Source organism: Nostoc sp. GT001, from assembly GCF_030382115.1.
Classification (GTDB): Bacteria; Cyanobacteriota; Cyanobacteriia; order Cyanobacteriales; family Nostocaceae; genus Nostoc.
In genome coordinates this window covers 2864086-2882907 of record NZ_JAUDRJ010000003.1, presented here as the reverse complement: position 1 = coordinate 2882907, position 18822 = coordinate 2864086, and the positions used below count along the sequence as shown (strand labels likewise).

Annotated in this window: 18 protein-coding genes and 2 pseudogenes; 13 read left to right on the top strand and 7 right to left on the bottom strand. The window is 42.8% G+C overall.

Annotated features, from left to right (window positions below):
• The first annotated feature begins 3 nt into the window (after positions 1 to 3).
• Positions 4 to 183 carry a ribbon-helix-helix domain-containing protein gene (locus tag QUD05_RS15125; RefSeq protein WP_289796777.1) on the top strand — a complete coding sequence of 60 codons (180 nt, stop codon included), beginning with the start codon at positions 4 to 6 and terminating at the stop codon, positions 181 to 183.
• Positions 184 to 616: 433 nt separating this feature from the next.
• Here the strand turns inward: QUD05_RS15125 and QUD05_RS15120 are convergent.
• A pseudogene (locus QUD05_RS15120) lies at positions 617 to 764 on the bottom strand (ribbon-helix-helix domain-containing protein).
• A gap of 1029 nt (positions 765 to 1793) precedes the next feature.
• On the opposite strand from QUD05_RS15120, the gene QUD05_RS15115 reads away from it, so the two are divergent.
• From QUD05_RS15115 to QUD05_RS15100, 4 genes and pseudogenes are all read left to right on the top strand, one after another.
• On the top strand, positions 1794 to 2294 hold the full coding sequence (locus QUD05_RS15115; protein ID WP_289796776.1) for a sterol desaturase family protein: 501 nt from the start codon (positions 1794 to 1796) through the stop codon (positions 2292 to 2294).
• Between the two features lie 564 nt (positions 2295 to 2858).
• Positions 2859 to 4837: pseudogene (locus QUD05_RS15110) on the top strand (sensor histidine kinase).
• A 13-nt stretch (positions 4838 to 4850) separates the two neighbouring features.
• Complete coding sequence (locus QUD05_RS15105; RefSeq protein ID WP_289796775.1) at positions 4851 to 8237, top strand: PAS domain S-box protein; 3387 nt, start codon at positions 4851 to 4853, stop codon at positions 8235 to 8237.
• 118 nt (positions 8238 to 8355) lie between these two features.
• Positions 8356 to 8733: a response regulator transcription factor gene (locus tag QUD05_RS15100; RefSeq protein ID WP_289796774.1), complete on the top strand. Its 378-nt coding sequence runs from the start codon at positions 8356 to 8358 to the stop codon at positions 8731 to 8733.
• A gap of 128 nt (positions 8734 to 8861) precedes the next feature.
• On the opposite strand, the gene QUD05_RS15095 is transcribed toward QUD05_RS15100, so the two are convergent.
• Both QUD05_RS15095 and QUD05_RS15090 read right to left on the bottom strand, forming a co-directional pair.
• Positions 8862 to 9017 carry a hypothetical protein gene (locus QUD05_RS15095; RefSeq protein ID WP_289796773.1) on the bottom strand — a complete coding sequence of 52 codons (156 nt, stop codon included), beginning with the start codon at positions 9015 to 9017 and terminating at the stop codon, positions 8862 to 8864.
• Between the two features lie 87 nt (positions 9018 to 9104).
• Positions 9105 to 9320, bottom strand: coding sequence for a pentapeptide repeat-containing protein (locus QUD05_RS15090; protein ID WP_289796772.1), 216 nt, complete (start codon positions 9318 to 9320; stop codon positions 9105 to 9107).
• Positions 9321 to 9811: 491 nt separating this feature from the next.
• On the opposite strand from QUD05_RS15090, the gene QUD05_RS15085 reads away from it, so the two are divergent.
• The 5 genes from QUD05_RS15085 to QUD05_RS15065 all read left to right on the top strand — a co-directional run bounded on the left by QUD05_RS15085 (position 9812) and on the right by QUD05_RS15065 (position 12926).
• Positions 9812 to 10906, top strand: a complete 1095-nt coding sequence (locus QUD05_RS15085) for a phosphotransacetylase family protein (RefSeq protein WP_289796771.1) — start codon at positions 9812 to 9814, stop codon at positions 10904 to 10906.
• A gap of 166 nt (positions 10907 to 11072) precedes the next feature.
• A complete protein-coding gene (locus QUD05_RS15080) occupies positions 11073 to 11357 on the top strand; it encodes a GIY-YIG nuclease family protein (protein ID WP_289796770.1) in 285 nt (94 codons plus the stop codon).
• Positions 11332 to 11835, top strand: a complete 504-nt coding sequence (locus QUD05_RS15075; protein WP_041565591.1) for a hypothetical protein — start codon at positions 11332 to 11334, stop codon at positions 11833 to 11835. Before QUD05_RS15080 ends, QUD05_RS15075 begins: the two co-directional genes overlap by 26 nt.
• An 87-nt stretch (positions 11836 to 11922) precedes the next feature.
• Entirely contained in the window at positions 11923 to 12321 is a 399-nt protein-coding gene (locus QUD05_RS15070) for an MAPEG family protein (RefSeq protein WP_289796769.1), read from the top strand.
• Between the two features lie 113 nt (positions 12322 to 12434).
• A complete protein-coding gene (locus tag QUD05_RS15065) occupies positions 12435 to 12926 on the top strand; it encodes a YajQ family cyclic di-GMP-binding protein (protein WP_012411046.1) in 492 nt (163 codons plus the stop codon).
• 81 nt (positions 12927 to 13007) lie between these two features.
• Here QUD05_RS15065 and QUD05_RS15060 read toward each other — a convergent pair whose 3' ends face one another.
• Complete coding sequence (locus tag QUD05_RS15060; RefSeq protein ID WP_289796768.1) at positions 13008 to 13565, bottom strand: glutathione S-transferase family protein; 558 nt, start codon at positions 13563 to 13565, stop codon at positions 13008 to 13010.
• A gap of 6 nt (positions 13566 to 13571) precedes the next feature.
• A complete protein-coding gene (locus tag QUD05_RS15055) occupies positions 13572 to 14036 on the bottom strand; it encodes a hypothetical protein (RefSeq protein WP_289796767.1) in 465 nt (154 codons plus the stop codon).
• A 490-nt stretch (positions 14037 to 14526) separates the two neighbouring features.
• Between QUD05_RS15055 and QUD05_RS15050 the strand changes: the two genes are divergently transcribed.
• Positions 14527 to 15246 carry a tetratricopeptide repeat protein gene (locus tag QUD05_RS15050; protein ID WP_289796766.1) on the top strand — a complete coding sequence of 240 codons (720 nt, stop codon included), beginning with the start codon at positions 14527 to 14529 and terminating at the stop codon, positions 15244 to 15246.
• A gap of 224 nt (positions 15247 to 15470) precedes the next feature.
• Here QUD05_RS15050 and QUD05_RS15045 read toward each other — a convergent pair whose 3' ends face one another.
• A complete protein-coding gene (locus tag QUD05_RS15045; protein ID WP_289796765.1) occupies positions 15471 to 15881 on the bottom strand; it encodes a slr1601 family putative cell division protein in 411 nt (136 codons plus the stop codon).
• A 252-nt stretch (positions 15882 to 16133) separates the two neighbouring features.
• Positions 16134 to 16223 carry a photosystem I reaction center subunit XII gene (gene psaM, locus QUD05_RS15040; RefSeq protein ID WP_040630342.1) on the bottom strand — a complete coding sequence of 30 codons (90 nt, stop codon included), beginning with the start codon at positions 16221 to 16223 and terminating at the stop codon, positions 16134 to 16136.
• 199 nt (positions 16224 to 16422) lie between these two features.
• Here psaM and QUD05_RS15035 point away from each other — a divergent pair, with 199 nt between their 5' ends.
• Both QUD05_RS15035 and QUD05_RS15030 read left to right on the top strand, forming a co-directional pair.
• Entirely contained in the window at positions 16423 to 17685 is a 1263-nt protein-coding gene (locus QUD05_RS15035) for an FGGY-family carbohydrate kinase (protein ID WP_289796764.1), read from the top strand.
• 382 nt (positions 17686 to 18067) lie between these two features.
• Positions 18068 to 18808 (top strand): dienelactone hydrolase family protein, encoded by a 741-nt coding sequence (locus tag QUD05_RS15030; protein WP_289796763.1) that lies wholly within the window; start codon positions 18068 to 18070, stop codon positions 18806 to 18808.
• Positions 18809 to 18822 lie beyond the last annotated feature (14 nt).

Here is an 18822-nt window from a genome sequence, read left to right as displayed (position 1 = left end):
TCAATGAATAAAACTGCTGCACTTAAATTTCCCCGTTTGACAACCTCCAGTCAAAAAAGAGCGATTAAGCGAATTACTATCAATTTGACATCAGATGAAGCCCAAAACCTTGAAAAGTATTGTGAACAGGCAGGCAAACTAGCAATAGACGTGATTCGAGAACTCATTCAAGCTTTGCCTTGAGCTCGCTGGACGTTGACGCTAAGTCTGAAAAGCGCCAGTCCAGAAGAGTTATGGCTGAAGTAGAAGGTATTACAAATTTGGACAAAGGTTTTCAATTTGACTCTGACGTGAGTAATTGCAAGAGCAGTAATCATAGATTAGATCCTAACAACTGTATATTTGCTAACTCAATAGAGAATAAGGATAGTGACCGAACCAAAAAAATATTCTCTCACTCCTGATTGTGCAACTGAATAATAGCGATTGTGTCATCTTCTTTTTGGCGCGCTGTGCCCGCCGTAAATGAGCGCAGCACGCCAGAAACTAAATTTTTACGTTCCTCTCAATCATCACAAAAAATTACTAACTCTGAATTTAAGACCTCCAATTAAACCAAATTTTAATACTTATATCTTGAAAATAAACCAAGGTAAAATAGTTCGCAAATATACTTTTATTTCGTCAGTGGCAAGGCTCGAATAAGTTCTCTAATTACATCCGTTGCTCGGTCTACCTGTCTGTTCACAATATTTTTCAAGGTTTTTGGCTTCATTTGATGCCAGGTTTATAGTGATTCGCTTGACCGCCCATTTTTTGTTCATACTGAAATAGATAAATCGTGTAATCATAACTTAAAATCCTGATTTTACCTTCCAACTGGAAAGTAACCTAAATTTTGGATATACTGAGATACCCTTTTAATAGGACACGTTGTAAATAAATATTGCAGGTGTGCTTTACTGATTTACTAACTTGTTTATAAATGATAAAGGAATAATCAATATTTGGTACTCTACCATTCATTTAATTTTTTATCGCTGCTTAGGCTGTAGTCTAATGCCTACCCATTCGCTGCGCGTAGCAAACTATGCAAAGCAGCAACTACGACAAAGCTGACCATAAAGTCGCCAGTATCTACAATCTACAATAAGAGCGAGCAAATGGTTAAGAGTAAGGGAATCCAAACGGACTTGGCAAATAAAGATAAATTCTAAAAGTATTTCTGTCTTTTCAATCTTAATTCATCATTGAAAGTGTAGGTTGAGAGCAATATTTTTACTCGATTTAAAGAAAATATATATGGTATCTAGTTAATTCTAGACGATCAAAATTTTACGGTGTTTCAATTAAACTATAAACCTACTTTATTCACCTCAATAACTTAATTAATATTGGCATAATATCTATTTATATCATTCTAAATAGAGTCATAATTGAAGATTGATTGCAATTAATTTAGAATTAACAATATTGTAGAAAGCCTTAACCTAAATTTGTACTAAGTTTAACTCAACCTTTGCTTACGCTGTATGCCTTAGTAAGAAGATTGTGTAGTAACTATGGCAAAATACTGTATTGCTATCGGGTTTTAGATGTATTAATGCCATTAACCCAGAGTTAAAAGTCAAATTGGAGGTTCTTAGGAGTTGCTGATTACTGCATTAAGGATTGGAGATTCATAGAAACTGCAACTAAACCAATTACATATACTCTGAGCAAAATTAGCTGGAGTGTAGACACATAAGATGCACAGATGCTGCTTTAGTGGCGGAAAACTAGGTGTTTACGCCCACAGAATGACATTTGCATATTTTCTGTGGAGTTTTATTAACTATTCTTGAGGAGTACAAATGCTTGAGGCTATCGCTGTTGCTTGGTTATTACTGTTTTTTGGCGATTTTCTATCTACATTCTTTTATCACGTACCCGAGCACGTTTTTGGTAGCCTTCATTTAAAAACACACCACTCCTGGAAGAAGGACTTCCGCCACTATGCTATTTTGACTTTTAATCCCCAGGTTCTTTTAGATGGTATCTTGGGAGCTTTACCTTATGTACTTATAGCAGTAGTCTTGTGGTCTTTCTCTCCCATTGGCGTTATCTCTGGATTACTGCTTGGTCAGTTTCATGTATGGTGGAGACACATAAGTGTACTAGGTTGGCAAACTCCTAAGCCTGTAAATATCTTATGTCAAATTCTATTTATTACCACTCCTGAGAGACACTGGTTGCATCATCACAAAACTAATTTAGGTTTCGGCGATATTTTCACCTTCTTTGAACAACCTGCACAAATGTGGTTGTGCTGGCTGCGATTACTCAGACTTCGTTTTCGCGATTATCGGATCTAACTAAAGCTAGCGCTTACCTAAATACTTTTTAAAATTACCAAAAGAAGCTGCGATCGCAGCTTCTTTTGTTACATTAAAGGTAATTATTATACTCTCAGAAATACGCTCACCCATATACCCAAAAAGCTAATTCCCAATTTATGAGGAATAGCAACAAAAGACATTAATTTACCATAGATTTAAATCTATGCTTTTATCTAATTAATTTTTTTTTACTTATAGTTGTTATAACTGAATCAAACAGTAAGCAAGTTACAAGGACGGAAAAATGCCTCTGGTACAGAGTTTAAAGGTATTTGCTACCGCTCGACTTCGCTGTTATATCACTAAGGTTTTTGGGAAAACTAGTCTTAATTAGTAAATTATTATATCCCTAGATTTTTATGAGAATTCCTCTCTTTTCTGGAGATGCTAGGCATAGCTTGCTTATACAAAGGAGTACGGATAGCTACGGTGAAGGTGGTAGGAGGTTGCAATACAGTGTAGGTTTCTGTTTGAGACACTACTCAAACGAGCTAACACTGATTGTCAAAAATTTGCAACCTGCTCTAGATGAGGTGTTTCATGCCCGCAGTTAGCCTCAGAAAGATGCTCAACAAAAAAGAGTTGCCATCTCTTATTAATAACTTAGTCTACCAGTTCAACATCGCGATTGATGTTGAACTGGTAGACGGCACGAAACTGATTAGCATTGGGGAGCAAACTGTAGAAAACCGTTATCCAATCGAGGTTTCAGGAGAAATCATCGGTTGGGTTGTTGGGCAAGAACAGGCAATTATACTTGCAAATTTGCTCTCATTTCTGGCAAAGCAGGAAGCTGAGAAGAAAGTACTCGCTAAAGAATTGTTAGAGCGATACCAGGAAATTGATTTGTTTGACGATATCTCGACTCAACTCACAACAAGTTTAGATACGCGACAGATTGCCCAACTTGTGCTGCAAGAATTGAGTCAATTAATTGAATCATCTGCGGGAATGATTCTGCTTTTGAGTCCAGATGCAACTGCGTTTGAAGTCATTGCCGAATTTGGAGTGTTTTTTGACCATAATCAGCCGGAACCGGGTAAGGGAATTATCGGCAACATTGTGCAATCCAACCGAGCCGAACTTGTCAATGATGTGCAAGCTGATCCTCGGTTAGAGGGGCAAAAAAACGTTGCTGCAATGATTTGTGTACCGTTACGAGCCAAAGAGCGGGTACTGGGAGCGATCGCCATTGGAACGGCTAAAACTGACTCATACAAGGCTGAACACCTGAAACTGGTGAGTATCTTTGCCTCTCAAACAGCGATCGCTATTGACAAAGCTGTGCTTTACGAACAAAGCACTCAAGCAGCCCTCCAAGCAAAAGCCCAAACACAGAAGCTTCAGCAAGCTCTGCATGAATTGCAATTGGCCCAAACTAAGTTGATCCAAAGCGAAAAAATGTCCAGTCTAGGGCAACTTATTGCCGGAGTTGCCCACGAAATCAACAACCCAGTTAACTTTATTTACGGCAATTTAAAGTATGTTGCCGAATATGCTCAAGACTTGTTGCACTTGTTGGAAAAGTATCAGAAATTCCTACCTGTTGCTCCTCCAGAAGTGGAATCAGAGTTAGACAACATAGACCTGGAATTTATTATCCAGGATCTCCCCAAACTGCTAGATTCAATGAAACTGGGCACAAGTCGCATTGTTGAAATTGTCCAATCCTTGAAAAACTTCTCCCGCCATGACGAAGCAGAAATGAAAGCCGTTAACATCCACGATGGCATCGATGGAACCTTAATGATTCTTCACCATCGCCTGAAAGCAGATGTTCATCGTCCGGCAATTGAAATCGTTAAAGACTATGCAACACTTCCTCTGATTGAATGCTACCCCGGACAGTTGAATCAGGTATTTATGAACATCCTCGCAAATGCCATTGATGCTTTGGAAGAAGGTATAGAAAATTCGGGAGTCAGGAGTAGTTCCCAATCCTCAATCCCCAATTCCCAAATCACTATTCGTACCAAAGTCCTTGACCAACAATGGGTTGTGATTCGCATTGCTGACAACGGCCCAGGAATGAAGGAGGAGGTAATTCGCCGCATTTACGATCCCTTTTTCACCACGAAAGATATTGGTAAGGGAACCGGGTTAGGCATGGCGATCAGCTACCAAATTGTTGTAGACAAACATGGGGGAATGCTCAAATGTCGTTCTCAACCAGGTGAAGGGACAGAATTCTGGATTCAGATTCCGTTAAATTGTGCATTTGCAGAAGCTACTGAAGAACAGAATTACACTTCTCCCTCGCCAACTCAAACCACAGAATTATCCCATACTTCCGATACCGACGGCTTCATTCCATCAACAGCCCAATGCTCAAACCGACGGATTTGCTGATCCGCCATACTCAACTGATCCAGCGACTTTCACAGCACAGTCCAGATGTAGAAGGTGCATCACCCGATCAAATTTACCAAATGTTTCAACGCCACCCAATTTCGTTAAGGCTTTACGCCACTTTATTGTCTTGGTTCTGTTGTTCTAACCCTACCCAAATACGCCATTAAAGAAACCTCAACTATGTTTAACCAACTTGATGAATACAAAAAAATCTTAAAACAGAGTGAAGAACGGTTTCGGTCTTTGGTGACAGCTACCACGCAAATTGTCTGGGTATCTACATCAGAAGGAATATGTTTTGAACTGGCAAGCTGGATAGCTTATACAGGTCAAAGTCTAGCTGAAGCTGAAAATGGGGGCTGGATTGATGCCGTTCATCCTGATGATCGTCCCCTCACCGCCCAAGCCTGGGGTGTAGCCGTAGCCAACCGCAGCCTCTATGAAATTGAATACCGGATTCGTGGACAAGACGGCTCATACCGCCACTTCTTTGTTTGTGGCGCACCTGTCCTCGAAGAAGACGGTAGCATCCGCGAGTGGGTAGGCACTTGCACTGATATTCACGATCGCAAGGTAGCAGAAGCCGAAAAGGAGTGTATCGAAGCCCGATACCGCTCTTTAGTGACAGCTACCTCCCAAATGGTTTGGATTACCACTCCTGACGGACTGCAAAAGGCAGACATGTCTGAGTGGAGAGCCTACACGGGTCAGACAATAGCTGAAGCCGATGGCTGGGGCTGGTTAGATGCCGTTCATCCTGATGACCGTCCCCTCACCGCCGAAATTTGGAGTGCTGCTGTGGCTAACCGCAGCCTCTATGAAGTGGAATATCGGGTGCGTGGCAAAGATGGCACTTATCGCTACTTTTTTGCCTGTGGTACTCCCATTTTAGAAGAAGACGGCAGTATCCGCGAGTGGGTAGGTACTTGCACTGATATTCACGATCGCAAACTGGCAGAAGCCGAAAATCAGCGTCTTCAAGAACGATATCGCTCCTTAGTAACTGCTACTTCACAGATCATCTGGGGAGCTACCCCGGAAGGATCGGGGATAAGCAGTGAAATGCTCACCTGGATGGACTATACGGGGCAGAGCGAAGCTGAAGTAGAAGGTTGGGGCTGGATCGATCCAATTCACCCCGATGACCGTGCCAACTCTACAGAAGTTTGGAATGCTGCTGTGGCAAACCGAGGTATTTACCAAACCGAATATCGGCTGCGTAGCAAGGATGGCACATACCGCTACTTCTCTGTCTGTGGTGCGCCCGTCCTGGAAAAAGACGGCAGTATTCGGGAATGGATTGGCACCTGTACTGATATTCACGATCGCAAGCAGGCAGAAGCTGAAAATCAACGTTTATTGGATATGTTGAATCATTCCAGCGATGCCATCATCGTCCGCGACATGGGCGACAAAATCTCTCACTGGAATCAGGGTGCCGAAAGACTCTACGGTTGGACGCGTGAAGAAGTGAAAGGCCAATGCATTCAGGCTTTTATCAAAAAAACCTTTCTCAAGCCAAAGGAAGAAATTATCGCAGAGTTATTAGATCAAGGTAATTGGGAAGGAGAAGTGGAACATCTGACCCATGAAGGCAAACTGATTATCGTCCAGAGCCGATGGACGTTGCAACGGGACATCGACCGTCAGCCCTGCGCGGTGCTGGAAATCAATACCGACATCACTGCCCGCAAACAAGCAGAAATCTCTCTGCGGCAACTGAATCAAGAATTAGAAGCCAGAGTTATAGAGCGGACAGCTGCACTGCAAAATACCCTAGCAGAAGCACAGGGATTAAATGCCATTTTAGATAACTTAGCTGATGGTTTGTTAGTGGCAGACACCACAGGACAAATTACCCACTTCAATCCTGCTTTTTTAGCCATGTATGAATTGACAGCTACCGCCCTCAACGGTCACTACCGAGAATTGCCGATATCTGGTTTAGCAGACCTGGTTGCACGAACTCAGTCCCATCCCGGTGAGGTGTTCTCTGCCGAAGTTGCATTGACCAAAGAACGTATTGGTCAAGCAGTAGCAACCGCCATTTTCAAAAAGACAACAGATTCAGAACCCTCTACCTGCTTTGGTTCTGCACTACTGATTCGAGATGTAACGGCAGAAAAGGAAATCGACCAGATGAAGACCGATTTCATCTCAACAGTTTCCCACGAGCTGCGGACGCCACTAACTTCTGTCCTCGGTTTTGCGTCCATCATTCAAGAAAAGCTGGAAACCGATGTGTTCCCCATGATTTCTACCGAAGACCGTAAGCTTCAAAAAACGATTAAGCGGGTAGCTGACAATCTCAACATTATTGTGTCGGAAGCAGAACGGCTCACGTCTTTGATTAACGATGTCCTGGATATCGCCAAGATGGAAGCAGGTAAGGTGGAATGGCACATGCAGCCGATTGATCCCAGCGAATTAATGGATTGGGCAACCAATTCTACCGCCGGATTATTTGAAACCAATGGCTTGCAATTGGTCAGCGAGATTGAACCTGGACTGCCTCAGATAGTAGGCGATCGCAACCGTCTGCTGCAAGTTTTAATCAACCTGATTTCCAATGCCGTTAAGTTTACTGAATCTGGTTGTGTCACCTGTCGCGTTAAACAAGGAAATGACGGTGTTTGCATCAGCGTCATCGATACGGGTATTGGGATTGCACCCGAAGATCAGCCGAAAGTATTCGAGAAATTCCGCCAAGTTGGCGACACCCTCACCGACAAACCCAAAGGCACAGGGTTAGGACTGCCCATCTGTAAACAAATCGTCGATCATCACGGCGGTAGAATCTGGGTTGAAAGTGAACCAGGTAAAGGCAGCATATTCTCGTTCATCATTCCCACCTATGCCAGCGATCAAAAAACCACTGCTAATCTGAATTTGGATACGCTTGTCAAACAACTCAAAGAACACGTCATCACCAAAAGCGCTGTGTTGAACCAAAACCGTAAAACCATTTTGGTTGTAGATGATGACGCTAACATTCGCGAACTGCTGCGTCAACAACTGGAAAACGAAGGCTACAATGTTCGCGAAGGAAAGGACGGCATGGATGCAATTCATCAAATCAAAATAGCCCGTCCCGATCTGATTCTCTTGGACGTGATGATGCCCCAAATCAACGGCTTCGATGTGGCAGCCGTTCTCAAAAATGATCCTCAGACCGCAGACATTCCAATTATCATTCTGTCAATTATTGAAAACAAAGAACGGGGCTATCACATTGGCATCGATCGCTATCTTACCAAGCCCATTGATACAGAAAAACTCCTCAACGAAATTGGCTCGCTGCTTTACCAAGGCACTTCTAGTAAAAAGGTATTGGTTGTAGATAAAAATGCATCAGCCTTAAAAACCCTATCAGATGTACTGCAAACTCAGGGATACAGCGTGATTGAAGCCTCCGATCCGCAAGAATGCATTTATAAAGCCCTGTCAGCCAAACCTGACATGATTATCATCGATTCTATCTTCTCTCAAGAAGCCGATTTGGTGAAAACCCTACGCTTTGAGAAAGAGTTGGAAAATGTATTTTTTATTATGTTGTCTGAACAGTAATCGCTAGGGATTGGGGATTGGAAACTGGGAAATGGTAAAGAATTATTCTAATCCCTAATCTTTAATTCCCAATGCCCAATGCCCAATCCCACTTCCCAATCCTCAATCACCAATCCCCATGACCCAGAAAATTCTAATTGTTGACGATGAACCCAATATCTTGATTTTGATGGAACAAGCTTTAGAAGCATTAGAAGATGAGGGTGTTGAACTTCTAACTGCTAGAAATGGAGAAGAAGCTCTCGAAACTATTAAAGCTGAAAAACCAAACCTGGTTTTTCTTGATGTGATGATGCCGAAAATGAATGGTCTGCAAGTCTGCCATGTTGTAAAACACGACTTACAAATGACTGATATCTACATTATAATTTTGACAGCTAAGGGACAGGAATTTGATAAACAAAAAGGACTTGAGGTTGGTGCAGACTTATATCTAACTAAACCATTTCGCCCCAAAGAAGTTCTTGAAAAATCAATGCAGGTGTTGGGCTTTTGAGGAAAGTATTGAATGATTTTGCCTGCGATCGCTTCCAATTTAACGTAGGTGATCGCAGTACTTTCTTTATTGTGCCACTTCATCCGCAATGGGCATAGCTTGCTTCTGCAACTAGGCTATCTTGACTTTTAATCACCAGCTTTTTTAGATATAATTAAATACTTTTTAAAATTATTAAAAGTAGCGGCGATCGCATCTGAATTGCGATCTGCATTCACAAACTTCCCGACTGCGAACAACACTACCATCCGGCATAGGTAACGCGGTGTGCAACTTTCTCTCAAACCTAACCCCCAGCCCCTTCCCTACAAGGGAAGGGGAGCAAGACTTAAAGCCTCTCTCCGCTTCGGGGAGAGGTTTGGAGAGGGGTTTTAAGAATAAGTCGCACATCGCGCTAGGTAGTGGTGTACATAATAGCTCCACTGAATGTTGGCATTTTTAACAACAGCCAAATTAGCATCAGTGAGGTTGGCCATGTTGAGAGAAGCTCCGCTCAAATCAGCGCCAGCCAAATCGGTATGATTCAAACCCACATTCTTGAAATTGGCTTCCTGCAAAATGGCAGTGAACAATTCAGAAGCACTCAAATTATAGCGTTTACTAATCACATGAGGTACATCATAGTCCCCTCTCGAAGAGCGGGGAGCAGAGTGGTTTCATACGAAAAAAGAAAAATACATAAGTCTTGATTTCTCATGTATAACCATAGATTTTGACCCCACTTCCATTCCTCTTCCCCGTTGGCGTCAGCCTGCCGTTACGCAAGCGGAGAGAGGCTTTGAAACCCAGTTTTAATTTTTCTCTCGTTGTATGAAACCACCCTCCTCGCTTGCGGGGTTCTTTTACCTCACTCAACTGAGAACCGCCATAGCACAAACCGTAATTACAAATCTTCAAGAGTAGGTGTAAAGGTTAGCAGAGCCGACACAAGGAAAAAACCTTTCTTCTGCCCCTGCTTATTCAAAAGGTAATTCTGGGAAAGCTTAATTTGTGAGAGCGAGAGGCTTTTGCCAGAAGGAACTAGAATTAGGAAACACCTAGCTGGGTTCTTCTGACTTTTGAAATTAGGAGTGCATGTGTGCCAAAATCCCCTAAATATTTGCTGATTGGATCGACCGAGAATTACAGCGGTAAATCTGCAACTGTTCTGGGTTTGTCTCATCAGCTACAGCAAAAAGGTCTGGATATTACCTACGGTAAACCGCTCGGTACGTCTTTCAATTCGTCCAGTGGAACCGTAATTGAGGAAGATGTCCAGTTCATCGCTCTTAGCCTCAATTTGCCGGAAAACCGCGTTGCACCTACAATGCTGGCTTTGGATGAACCAAATGTGCAAAAGCGCTTACGGGGGGAAGACAAAACCGATTATCAGCAGTCCCTAATACAGCAATATTTACATAAGTCTCAAGGAGATTTGGTGTTATTGGAAGGGCCTGGTGATTTGTCCGAAGGCAATTTGTTTGATTTGTCTTTGCTGCAAATGGCTGAAGTATTGGATGCTGGTGTGCTGTTAGTAAGCCGCTATAAATCCTTGCTTTCGGTTGAGGCACTATTGGCTGCTAAAAGGCGTGTGGGCGATCGCTTGATTGGAGTTGTGATCAATGATATCCCTGTCACTCAACTAGAAGCAGTTGAAACTCTCGTGCTACCATTTTTGGAACAGCAGGGTATTCCAGTGCTAGCAATGTTGCCAAACAGCGATTTGCTCCGCAGTGTGAGTGTTGGCGAACTAGTCAAGCAGTTAAAGGCTGATGTTCTCTGTCGTAACGATCGCATGGATTTGTTGGTAGAAAGTCTGGCAATTGGAGCGATGAATGTCAATTCAGCTGTGAAATATTTCCGCAAACGCCGGAATATGGCAGTGGTGACAGGAGGCGATCGGGTGGAAATTCAGCAAGCGGCTTTGGAAACTTCTACCCAATGTTTAATTCTCACTGGGCAACTACCACCCCCACCGTTCATTCTCAGTCGCGCTGAAGAACTAGAAATACCCATTTTGTCTGTTGACTTAGATACCCTCACTACTGTCGGAATTGTTGACCGCACTTTTGGTCAAGTCCGTGTCCACGAGCCTATTAAGGTTCAGTATATTCGCCAGTTGATGTCCGAGCATTTTGACATTGACCGCTTGTTATCCAAACTAGGTTTAACTCCCGCAGCGGCATTGTCTTAGATTCATGAGTGTATTGAAGGAGGCAGGAGGCAGGAGACAGAAGGAGTAAATCATCCGGGATTCGATCCCGGATGATTTGAAGCTACTGAAGTTTGAAGCTACTGAAGTAAGAATTTGGTGGGGTCTTATTAGTGATGGCTATAGAAGTCACTGGAACTAGGAGAAAATGGATTTAACGGCAATTGATCCCCTGAAACTACCCTCCCTTCCATTGGAGAAAAAAGCTAATCTCCCTGACTGTCCAGCCATCTATTTCGCGATTTCTGGTTCTGGGGAAATTCTCTACATAGGCAGAACTGCTGATCTTGCACGTCGTTGGATATCACATCATCGAAAAATAGTTGCAATGTCTAACTTAAGTTTTCTTCGCATCTACACGCTGTTTGGTAAAATATCTGGGTCGTTTAGTCTGATTATCTCCATCTTTGAGCCAATCAACAGACCTTATTAACCTCGATACATTAGCCCAAGAATTGGCGACAATCCAGCAAACAGGTTCTAAAAGAATTGCTTTGCTGGGTTCTCGTCACGTCCCGATAACGCATCAGAATCTTATTGAAATGATGACTTATGCCCTAGTTTTATCGGGTAATCGAATCATTACTTCTGGTGCTACAGGTACGAATTCAGCGGCCATCAAGGGAGCAACGCGGGCTGATGCAAATTTGTTGACGGTGATTCTACCCCAAAGCCTGGAACGCCAGCCTTTAGAATCGCGCCAGCAACTAGAACAGGTAATGCATCTAGTCGAGAATCCCAGTAATGATAATCTATCTCTGGCGGAAGCTAGTTACTTGTGCAATAAGGAGATTGTCTCCCGTTGCCAGCAACTAATCTGCTTTGCGTTTCACGACAGTCGCACCCTGTTACAAACTTGTCAGGATGCAGAAGAACAAAGAAAAGTGGTAACGCTTTTCTACTTTGATTAGTCATTTGTCATTTGTCTTTTGTCATTTGTATTTGACTAATGACTGATGACTGATGACTGATGACTAATAACCAACGACTAATAAGTAATGATAATTTTTTTGTACTCGATCGCTGCTGCCGTCGTTCTAATTTATGTGCCATTTTTGGTGGTAGCTTATGCCCGTGTGCGTATTGGGCCTGAAATGCTTTCTACTCCTCGCGCCATGTTTGATAAATTGCCACCTTATGCCCAACGAGCTACTTGGGCACATCAGAACACCTTTGAAGCCTTTATGGTGTTTGCCGCAGCCGCATTGATGGCTTATGTAACTGGTGTAAATTCTTTTACAGCCCAAGTAGCGGCGATCGCTTTTGTGGTGGCCCGTTTCCTATACTCGATTTTTTATATTTTGAATATACCCCTTTTGCGATCGCTCATGTTTGCCATTGGTATCTTTAGCTGTGCCACTCTCTTTTTCTTGAGCATCATCCAAGCTACTAATTAATTGGGGCATGGGAACTGGGGACTGGGAAAGAGTTTTCTCAATACTCAATACCCAATCCAAAATCGTTCGACTGAGCGAAGTCGAAGTCCAAAATCTAAAATCCAAAATGTTTTATGGCTTCTACTTTTTCCTTTGACATTGTGAGCGACTTTGACCGACAAGAGTTGGTTAACGCCGTCGATCAAGTTATACGAGACATCAAAGGTCGTTACGACCTCAAAGACACTGAAACTACTGTCGAGTTAGTCGAAGAAAGCATTAACGTTAGCACTGACAGCGAGTTTACCTTAGATTCCGTACACACCATTCTGCGAGAAAAAGCCGCCAAGCGTAACCTCTCCCAAAAAATCTTTGATTTTGGCAAGGTTGAATCAGCCAGTGGTAATCGCGTGCGTCAAGAAATCAAACTCAAAAAAGGCATAAGTCAGGAAATCGCCAAACAAATTTCCAAATTGATTCGGGATGAATTTAAAAAGGTACAAGCTTCAATTCAAGGGGATGCTGTACGGGTTTCTGCCAAATCTAAAGATGACTTGCAAGTTGTCATGCAGCGGCTAAAACAAGAAGACTACCCAGTTGCTTTGCAATTTACAAATTATCGTTAAAAGATTCGTAATTCGTAGTTAAAAATTCAATTACGAATTACGAATTACGTTAGCGACGCAGGAGCGTCATTACGAATTATTTTAAGTCCGTCCGCCAATACTTCTTAGAAATGCCGGACGTTCAGATAACTGCTTCATATAGTTCAACACCGCTGGATAGGGGCTGAGGTCTAGCTTCAGGATCATGGGAATGTAATTCAAAATAGACCCCACTGCTACATCAGCAACAGTAAAATCATTGCCAAGTAAAAAAGGTTGCTTACTGAAAATTTCATTTAAGGGAGTCAACAAGCGGGGCATTTCCCGCTCCCGATTTGCTTCTACAAAAATTCCTGAGCCAAGGGTAGCATTGGCAAACAACACCCATTGGGAAAATACAGCATTTTCCTTTGGTGAAAGTGGAGTTTTACTGTACTTATCGGCAAGATACAACAAAATTGCCCCAGATTCCCAAACCTGAAAATCCTCATCAACAATTGCTGGAACTTTACCAAATGGGTTGATTGCCAAATACTCAGGCTTAAGGTGTTCACCCGCCTGCATATCAAGCTTGACGAATTCGTAAGGAATTCCTAATTCCTCTAAATACCAGTGAACAATTGATGCTCGACTACGAGCGCCACCGTAAAGTTTTAGCATAATTACTTAAAGCACTTTGTGAGTGTGAGAATGCTGTTTAACGTTATCTTCTTTGGTTACAACTCTGGCGGCGTTTAACACCCGTTTCCGCTCAATGGAATACTTAAATTCAGTGTAGTTTGTACCCAATGGAATCAGAGATTTTGCAGATTCACGACGCTTGTAGGTACGAGCTGCTGCAAATGCCCGTGGCACAAATTCCTCTCCAAACTGAGCCGATTCTGGAAAGCCATCTGGCAGCAGTGGTGAATCGCCATCCAGCACAGATCCCAGAGTTGTGGCATGAGCCAGCTTATAGGAGGTAGGAATGCCCTTTAATAGCGCTTCCAAAGCCGCAGAGGGTATTGGTTCTATAACTTCGATTTGATAAACTTCTCCATCTTCTTTGACGAAGCAGGTTGCCAAGCCGATCACAATGTAATCATCAATTGCTAAATCAGGGGCATTGGGATAGGAAATTGCAGTTGTCATCGGGAAATTTCTCAAAACTTAAAAATTGAATTTAGGGAATGGGACATGGGGAATTGGGCAAAACAGTGCTGAGTTAAGAGTTAACAGTTATTCTCCCCCTGCTCCTCTGCTCCCCCGGTTACTGAGCGTAGTCGTTGGCGCAGCCTCTCGTAGAGAAGTATGCTTCCCTGCTCCTTTGCTTCCTCATCCCCTCTTTAACGAACGGCTTGTTGGCATTCTACCAATTTGCTGCTCTCACTACTTGACTAGTCTTTGAGATTAACGTCTGCTATTTCTGGATTCATCTTCGGGATCGAGTATCTATAAATAGGTTTGAGGAGCAATTGTTTATTTAAGGGGTAGATTTCTACTGGTATGAGTAGTTTAATCTCAGTCTTAAGATGGCTTTCAAGTAACCATAAATACCTTGAGAATAGACACAGTGGTAAAACCACCAGAGTTAAAAAACTAGACTTTTATTTAAAAAAGCAGGTATTTCAAGCAGGGAAAGATGAATATTTACTCATTTTTAGCCGACGATGACCAGCAAAGTAACCAATATAAGTATGTTTTAAATACTACAAGCAAACTTCAAGAACGGAGGAAAAGCGATCGCAGCGAATCTATTTTTGGGGATAGCGACTTGCGCTCTTGTGCTTTGAGGTTGGCTCAACAAGGAGATTATGCTGAAGCGATCGCACTTTTAACCCAACTAATCTGCCGCCATCCCCACAATGCTGTTGATTACAACAACCGAGGGCTAATTTATTTCCAAAGTGGCGAAAGGCAAAAAGCGCTTTACGACTACAACACCGCCCTGAAACTTAATCCCTATTTGGCTAGTGCTTATAATAACCGAGCAAATTACTACGCGGCTTGTGGAGAATTAGCAGTAGCACTTACCGACTACGATCGAGCAATTGATTTGAAACCTCACCATATCCGGGCATGGATTAACCGAGGTATTACCTGGCGTGATTTAGGGCAATACGAGGAGGCAATTGAGAATTTTGAGGTAGCACTGCTTTTCGGTCAACTAGAAGGTCATATCTGGGCTGAACGCGGCAGAACTTACCATCTTTGGGGTGACTGGAATTGTGCGATCGCTGATTATCGTCGCGCCCTCACTCAACTGCCCTCTCTCGACAACGATAATGATATTACTGGTTGTCGTTTGCGTTTTCAACTTGAAAATTGGCTAGACGAGTTACTATCTCAATCAGCGTCCTAATTGGTAGATTAGTTCTTCTGGGGGATTCAAAATTCAAAATAATTGATTAATTTTGAACTAGAGTTTAGTGACGCTGTATCGCTAATGACTAATAGATGATAACTACATAGCTATTCAAAAATTAGCTATTAACCATTACTTATTAGCAATAATATAAATTACACCCGGTTTATACGTAGCCTGAATCACAATTAACCTAAATAATCCCAAATTCGCCATTTGTCTTAGGGTGACGAGTCTGTTTGCTCATCTTCTCGGCGATCTTGATTCATCAACACGATCTGACGCTGGCTGGGATCGAATCGGTATCCTTGGCGTTGTCTAATAATTTTAGCTTCTTGGGGATCAAAGTTACGGCTAAATTCTGCCTGCAAACCATTGACATGTCCTTCCATCAGCTTGACTTCAGTACTCATTTCTCGCAATTTTTCTTGCTGTAACCAATGATAAGGCAAGAGTTGTGTTAAAGCAGATGCTGCAACGGCAGTAATCACAAGATTGACCGCTATTTTGGCTGTACTTTCCAGTGCCATCACCTGGTAAGAACGTTGACGAAGATGCCGCTTTGGTCGAGAAATGACCCGGCGTTTTTGTATAGGTTGTAACGGTGGTCTAGAGGGTTGAATCGCGTTCATGATGCTAAAAGATAACCTCGCTTAGTGAAGGGAAGCACTGTAAAAGCCCTCTGGCGCTAATTACTGCTTGATTTAGCTGTCATATTACTTCATTTTTTTGAAATAGCTACAAGTGTCGCACCAGTTAAAAAATAACCTGGCTTACGTAAGTGCAAGATTTGGAGCTACTTATGGCATGAAACCACAAGCTTCTAAAAATTGCACCCCGTACTGCCAGGATTATTAGCTTTTCAACTGTGTCACATCGGAGCGTTATTTGTAAAGTTCTGTGGCTAATCGCCAAGCTAGAACTCCTGGGATCAAGGCTACAACAAGAGCGATGTAGACTTGAGTATCTGAGATGGAAGATATCTGAGCAATGTACAGAGTATCTAAGATAGGCATGGCTGAAAACCTCCTAACCTGAATAGATTTTGAACAGTTCGTTTACTACTTTTCCTTGTTTTGCCAAGATTTTGGAATATCTTGTTACAAGATGCAACAAAAGCAGTTATTAGTCAGTAGTCGTTAGTGATTCGACCTTAGAAAAATTTATAAAAATATGAATTTATATTTGGGTATCGACTTCGGCACATCTGGCGCACGCGGTGCAGTTATTGACGAGGAAGCTTGTTCTATTCAAGTTGAGGTACGATATGCCTTCCAGGACTCACCAGCCGCCGTTACGCCAAAAATTTGGCAGGAGGCTTTGTTTGCGCTGGTGGAACAAATACCTGAGAAATTGCGGCGAGAAATTAAAGCGATCGCAATTAATGGGACTTCTTCCACTGTCTTACTAGTCGATGCTGCTGGCAATCCAACAGATGCACCACTGCTGTACAACGATGCGCGGGGATCATCTGTCCTAGAGGATTTGAGGAATATCGCACCCTCTAATCATACCGTGTTGAGTGCCACCTCCAGCCTAGCCAAACTTTTGTGGATGAGACAATTACCCTCATTTAGTGAAGCTAGATATTTCCTGCATCAAGCAGATTGGCTGGCGTTTCTCCTACATGGACAGTTGGGAATTAGTGATTACCATAATGCTTTAAAGCTGGGTTATGACGTGGAGGGGTTGAAATACCCAGAATGGCTAGAAAATTTGCAAATACCGATTCAGCTACCCAAAGTTTTACCTCCTGGTACTCCTGTTGCAGAATTGCGTCCTGAAATTGAGGATAAGTTCGGTTTGGGCCGTAATTGTCTGGTGTGTGCAGGTACAACTGATAGTATTGCGGCTTTTATTGCCAGTGGCGCAAAATTACCTGGTGAAGCCGTGACTTCCCTTGGTTCAACGTTGGTACTAAAGTTGTTAAGTCGTACCCGTGTAGAAGATGCCAGATATGGGATTTACAGTCATCGCTTGGGGGATTTGTGGCTGACTGGGGGTGCTTCTAATACTGGGGGTGCTGTACTCAAGCAATTTTTCACAAACGCTGAGTTAGAAAGCCTTAGCCGGGAGATTGATCCATCAAAACCTAGCGATTTAGATTATTATCCGTTGTTGAGGGTAGGCGATCGCTTTCCGATTAACGATCCCAATCTAGCCCCACGTTTGTCACCACGCCCAGATAATCCAGTGGAATTTTTGCATGGGTTATTAGAAAGCATTGCCCGCATAGAAGCGCAAGGATATGAATTATTACAGCAGATGGGCGCAGACAATCTGAGTCGTGTTTATACTGCTGGCGGTGGCGCGGCTAATCATACTTGGACTGCAATTAGGGCGCATCATTTGCAGACTCCTGTAGTAGCGTCAGTGTACACAGAAGCAGCTTACGGGACAGCCCTGTTGGCGATGGGAGAGAGAAAAAGGGGTTAATCAACAACGCATCTTTTGGTAGATATCTTTTAAATCAGTATCTATCCCAGTGACAATCGACATATCTCGGCCGATACTGGGATGATTAGATACCGGACTATAGATTCCAGGTTCATAATCTGGGCAGCTATTCGGGGATGGGTGCTTTGCAGCAAGCGAATGTCATCCATCCCCTTTACTAATTATTGGTGTGATTTATAACTAGCCTAGCGTCGCGAAGAAAACGGTTGTATTCAGGCGATCGCAACAAACTTTCACTGGGGGATATTAAGCGATCGCAGTGATAGTAAAAGAACGCCAAATTGTGGGTTGAAAGTAACCGGATGCTGCGGCGCTATAGTGTAGAAGCTAATGACAGCAAGCGGAACACAGAGACAAAAAAGTGCAAATCACCAAGCGCAACGTTGAGTTAAGAGTAGATGGCAGCTTAATGCGTGTTTATGTAGCGGCTCCCAAAGCAGCAGGAAAATACCCTGGTATTGTCTTCTACAGTGATATTTATCAGTTAGGCGATCCAATGATTCGTCTAGCTAATTACTTAGCAGGATACGGCTATGTGGTGGCAGCCCCAGAAATTTTTCACCGAATTGAGCCAGTTGGTTCAGTAATTGAGCCAGACGATCTGGGAAGGATGCGCGGTAATGACGATGCGCGTCGAACCTCCGTAGCTGATTATGATGCCGATTGCCTTGCTGTGATTGAATTTCTGAAAACAGAGAGTGCAGTTTCTTCAAATAAAATAGGCACTCTCGGCTTTTGTATAGGTGGACATTTAGCTTTCCGTGCAGCATTTCAAAACGAAATTCGGGCTTGTGTCTGCTGTTACCCTACTGGTATTCCCAGTGGTAAACTGGGTAAAGAGGTAGCCGATACAATCCAGAGAGTAAGTGAAATACGAGGTGAGATGCTAATGGTGTTCGGTACTCTTGACCCTCATATACCAGAGAGCGATCGCCAAATCATAATAAAAGCAATTGAAAATGCTAACATAGCTCACCAAGTTTTCTTGTATGAAGCAGAACATACATTTATGCGCGACGACGGTTATCGTTATGATTCTAGTGCTACCACCGCAGCTTGGTCTGAAATAATAACTTTCTTGGGGCGCATATTTGCAGACTAAAAACTTATATTATT

Excerpts from the sequence above, each read along its gene's own strand:
- QUD05_RS15125 (WP_289796777.1), top strand. The coding sequence starts at position 4 with ATGAATAAAACTGCTGCACTTAAATTTCCCCGTTTGACAACCTCCAGT.
- QUD05_RS15115 (WP_289796776.1), top strand. The coding sequence starts at position 1,794 with ATGCTTGAGGCTATCGCTGTTGCTTGGTTATTACTGTTTTTTGGCGAT.
- QUD05_RS15105 (WP_289796775.1), top strand. The coding sequence starts at position 4,851 with ATGTTTAACCAACTTGATGAATACAAAAAAATCTTAAAACAGAGTGAA.
- QUD05_RS15100 (WP_289796774.1), top strand. The coding sequence starts at position 8,356 with ATGACCCAGAAAATTCTAATTGTTGACGATGAACCCAATATCTTGATT.
- QUD05_RS15080 (WP_289796770.1), top strand. The coding sequence starts at position 11,073 with ATGGATTTAACGGCAATTGATCCCCTGAAACTACCCTCCCTTCCATTG.
- QUD05_RS15070 (WP_289796769.1), top strand. The coding sequence starts at position 11,923 with ATGATAATTTTTTTGTACTCGATCGCTGCTGCCGTCGTTCTAATTTAT.
- QUD05_RS15065 (WP_012411046.1), top strand. The coding sequence starts at position 12,435 with ATGGCTTCTACTTTTTCCTTTGACATTGTGAGCGACTTTGACCGACAA.
- QUD05_RS15060 (WP_289796768.1), bottom strand. The coding sequence starts at position 13,565 with ATGCTAAAACTTTACGGTGGCGCTCGTAGTCGAGCATCAATTGTTCAC.
- QUD05_RS15055 (WP_289796767.1), bottom strand. The coding sequence starts at position 14,036 with ATGACAACTGCAATTTCCTATCCCAATGCCCCTGATTTAGCAATTGAT.
- QUD05_RS15050 (WP_289796766.1), top strand. The coding sequence starts at position 14,527 with ATGAATATTTACTCATTTTTAGCCGACGATGACCAGCAAAGTAACCAA.
- QUD05_RS15045 (WP_289796765.1), bottom strand. The coding sequence starts at position 15,881 with ATGAACGCGATTCAACCCTCTAGACCACCGTTACAACCTATACAAAAA.
- QUD05_RS15035 (WP_289796764.1), top strand. The coding sequence starts at position 16,423 with ATGAATTTATATTTGGGTATCGACTTCGGCACATCTGGCGCACGCGGT.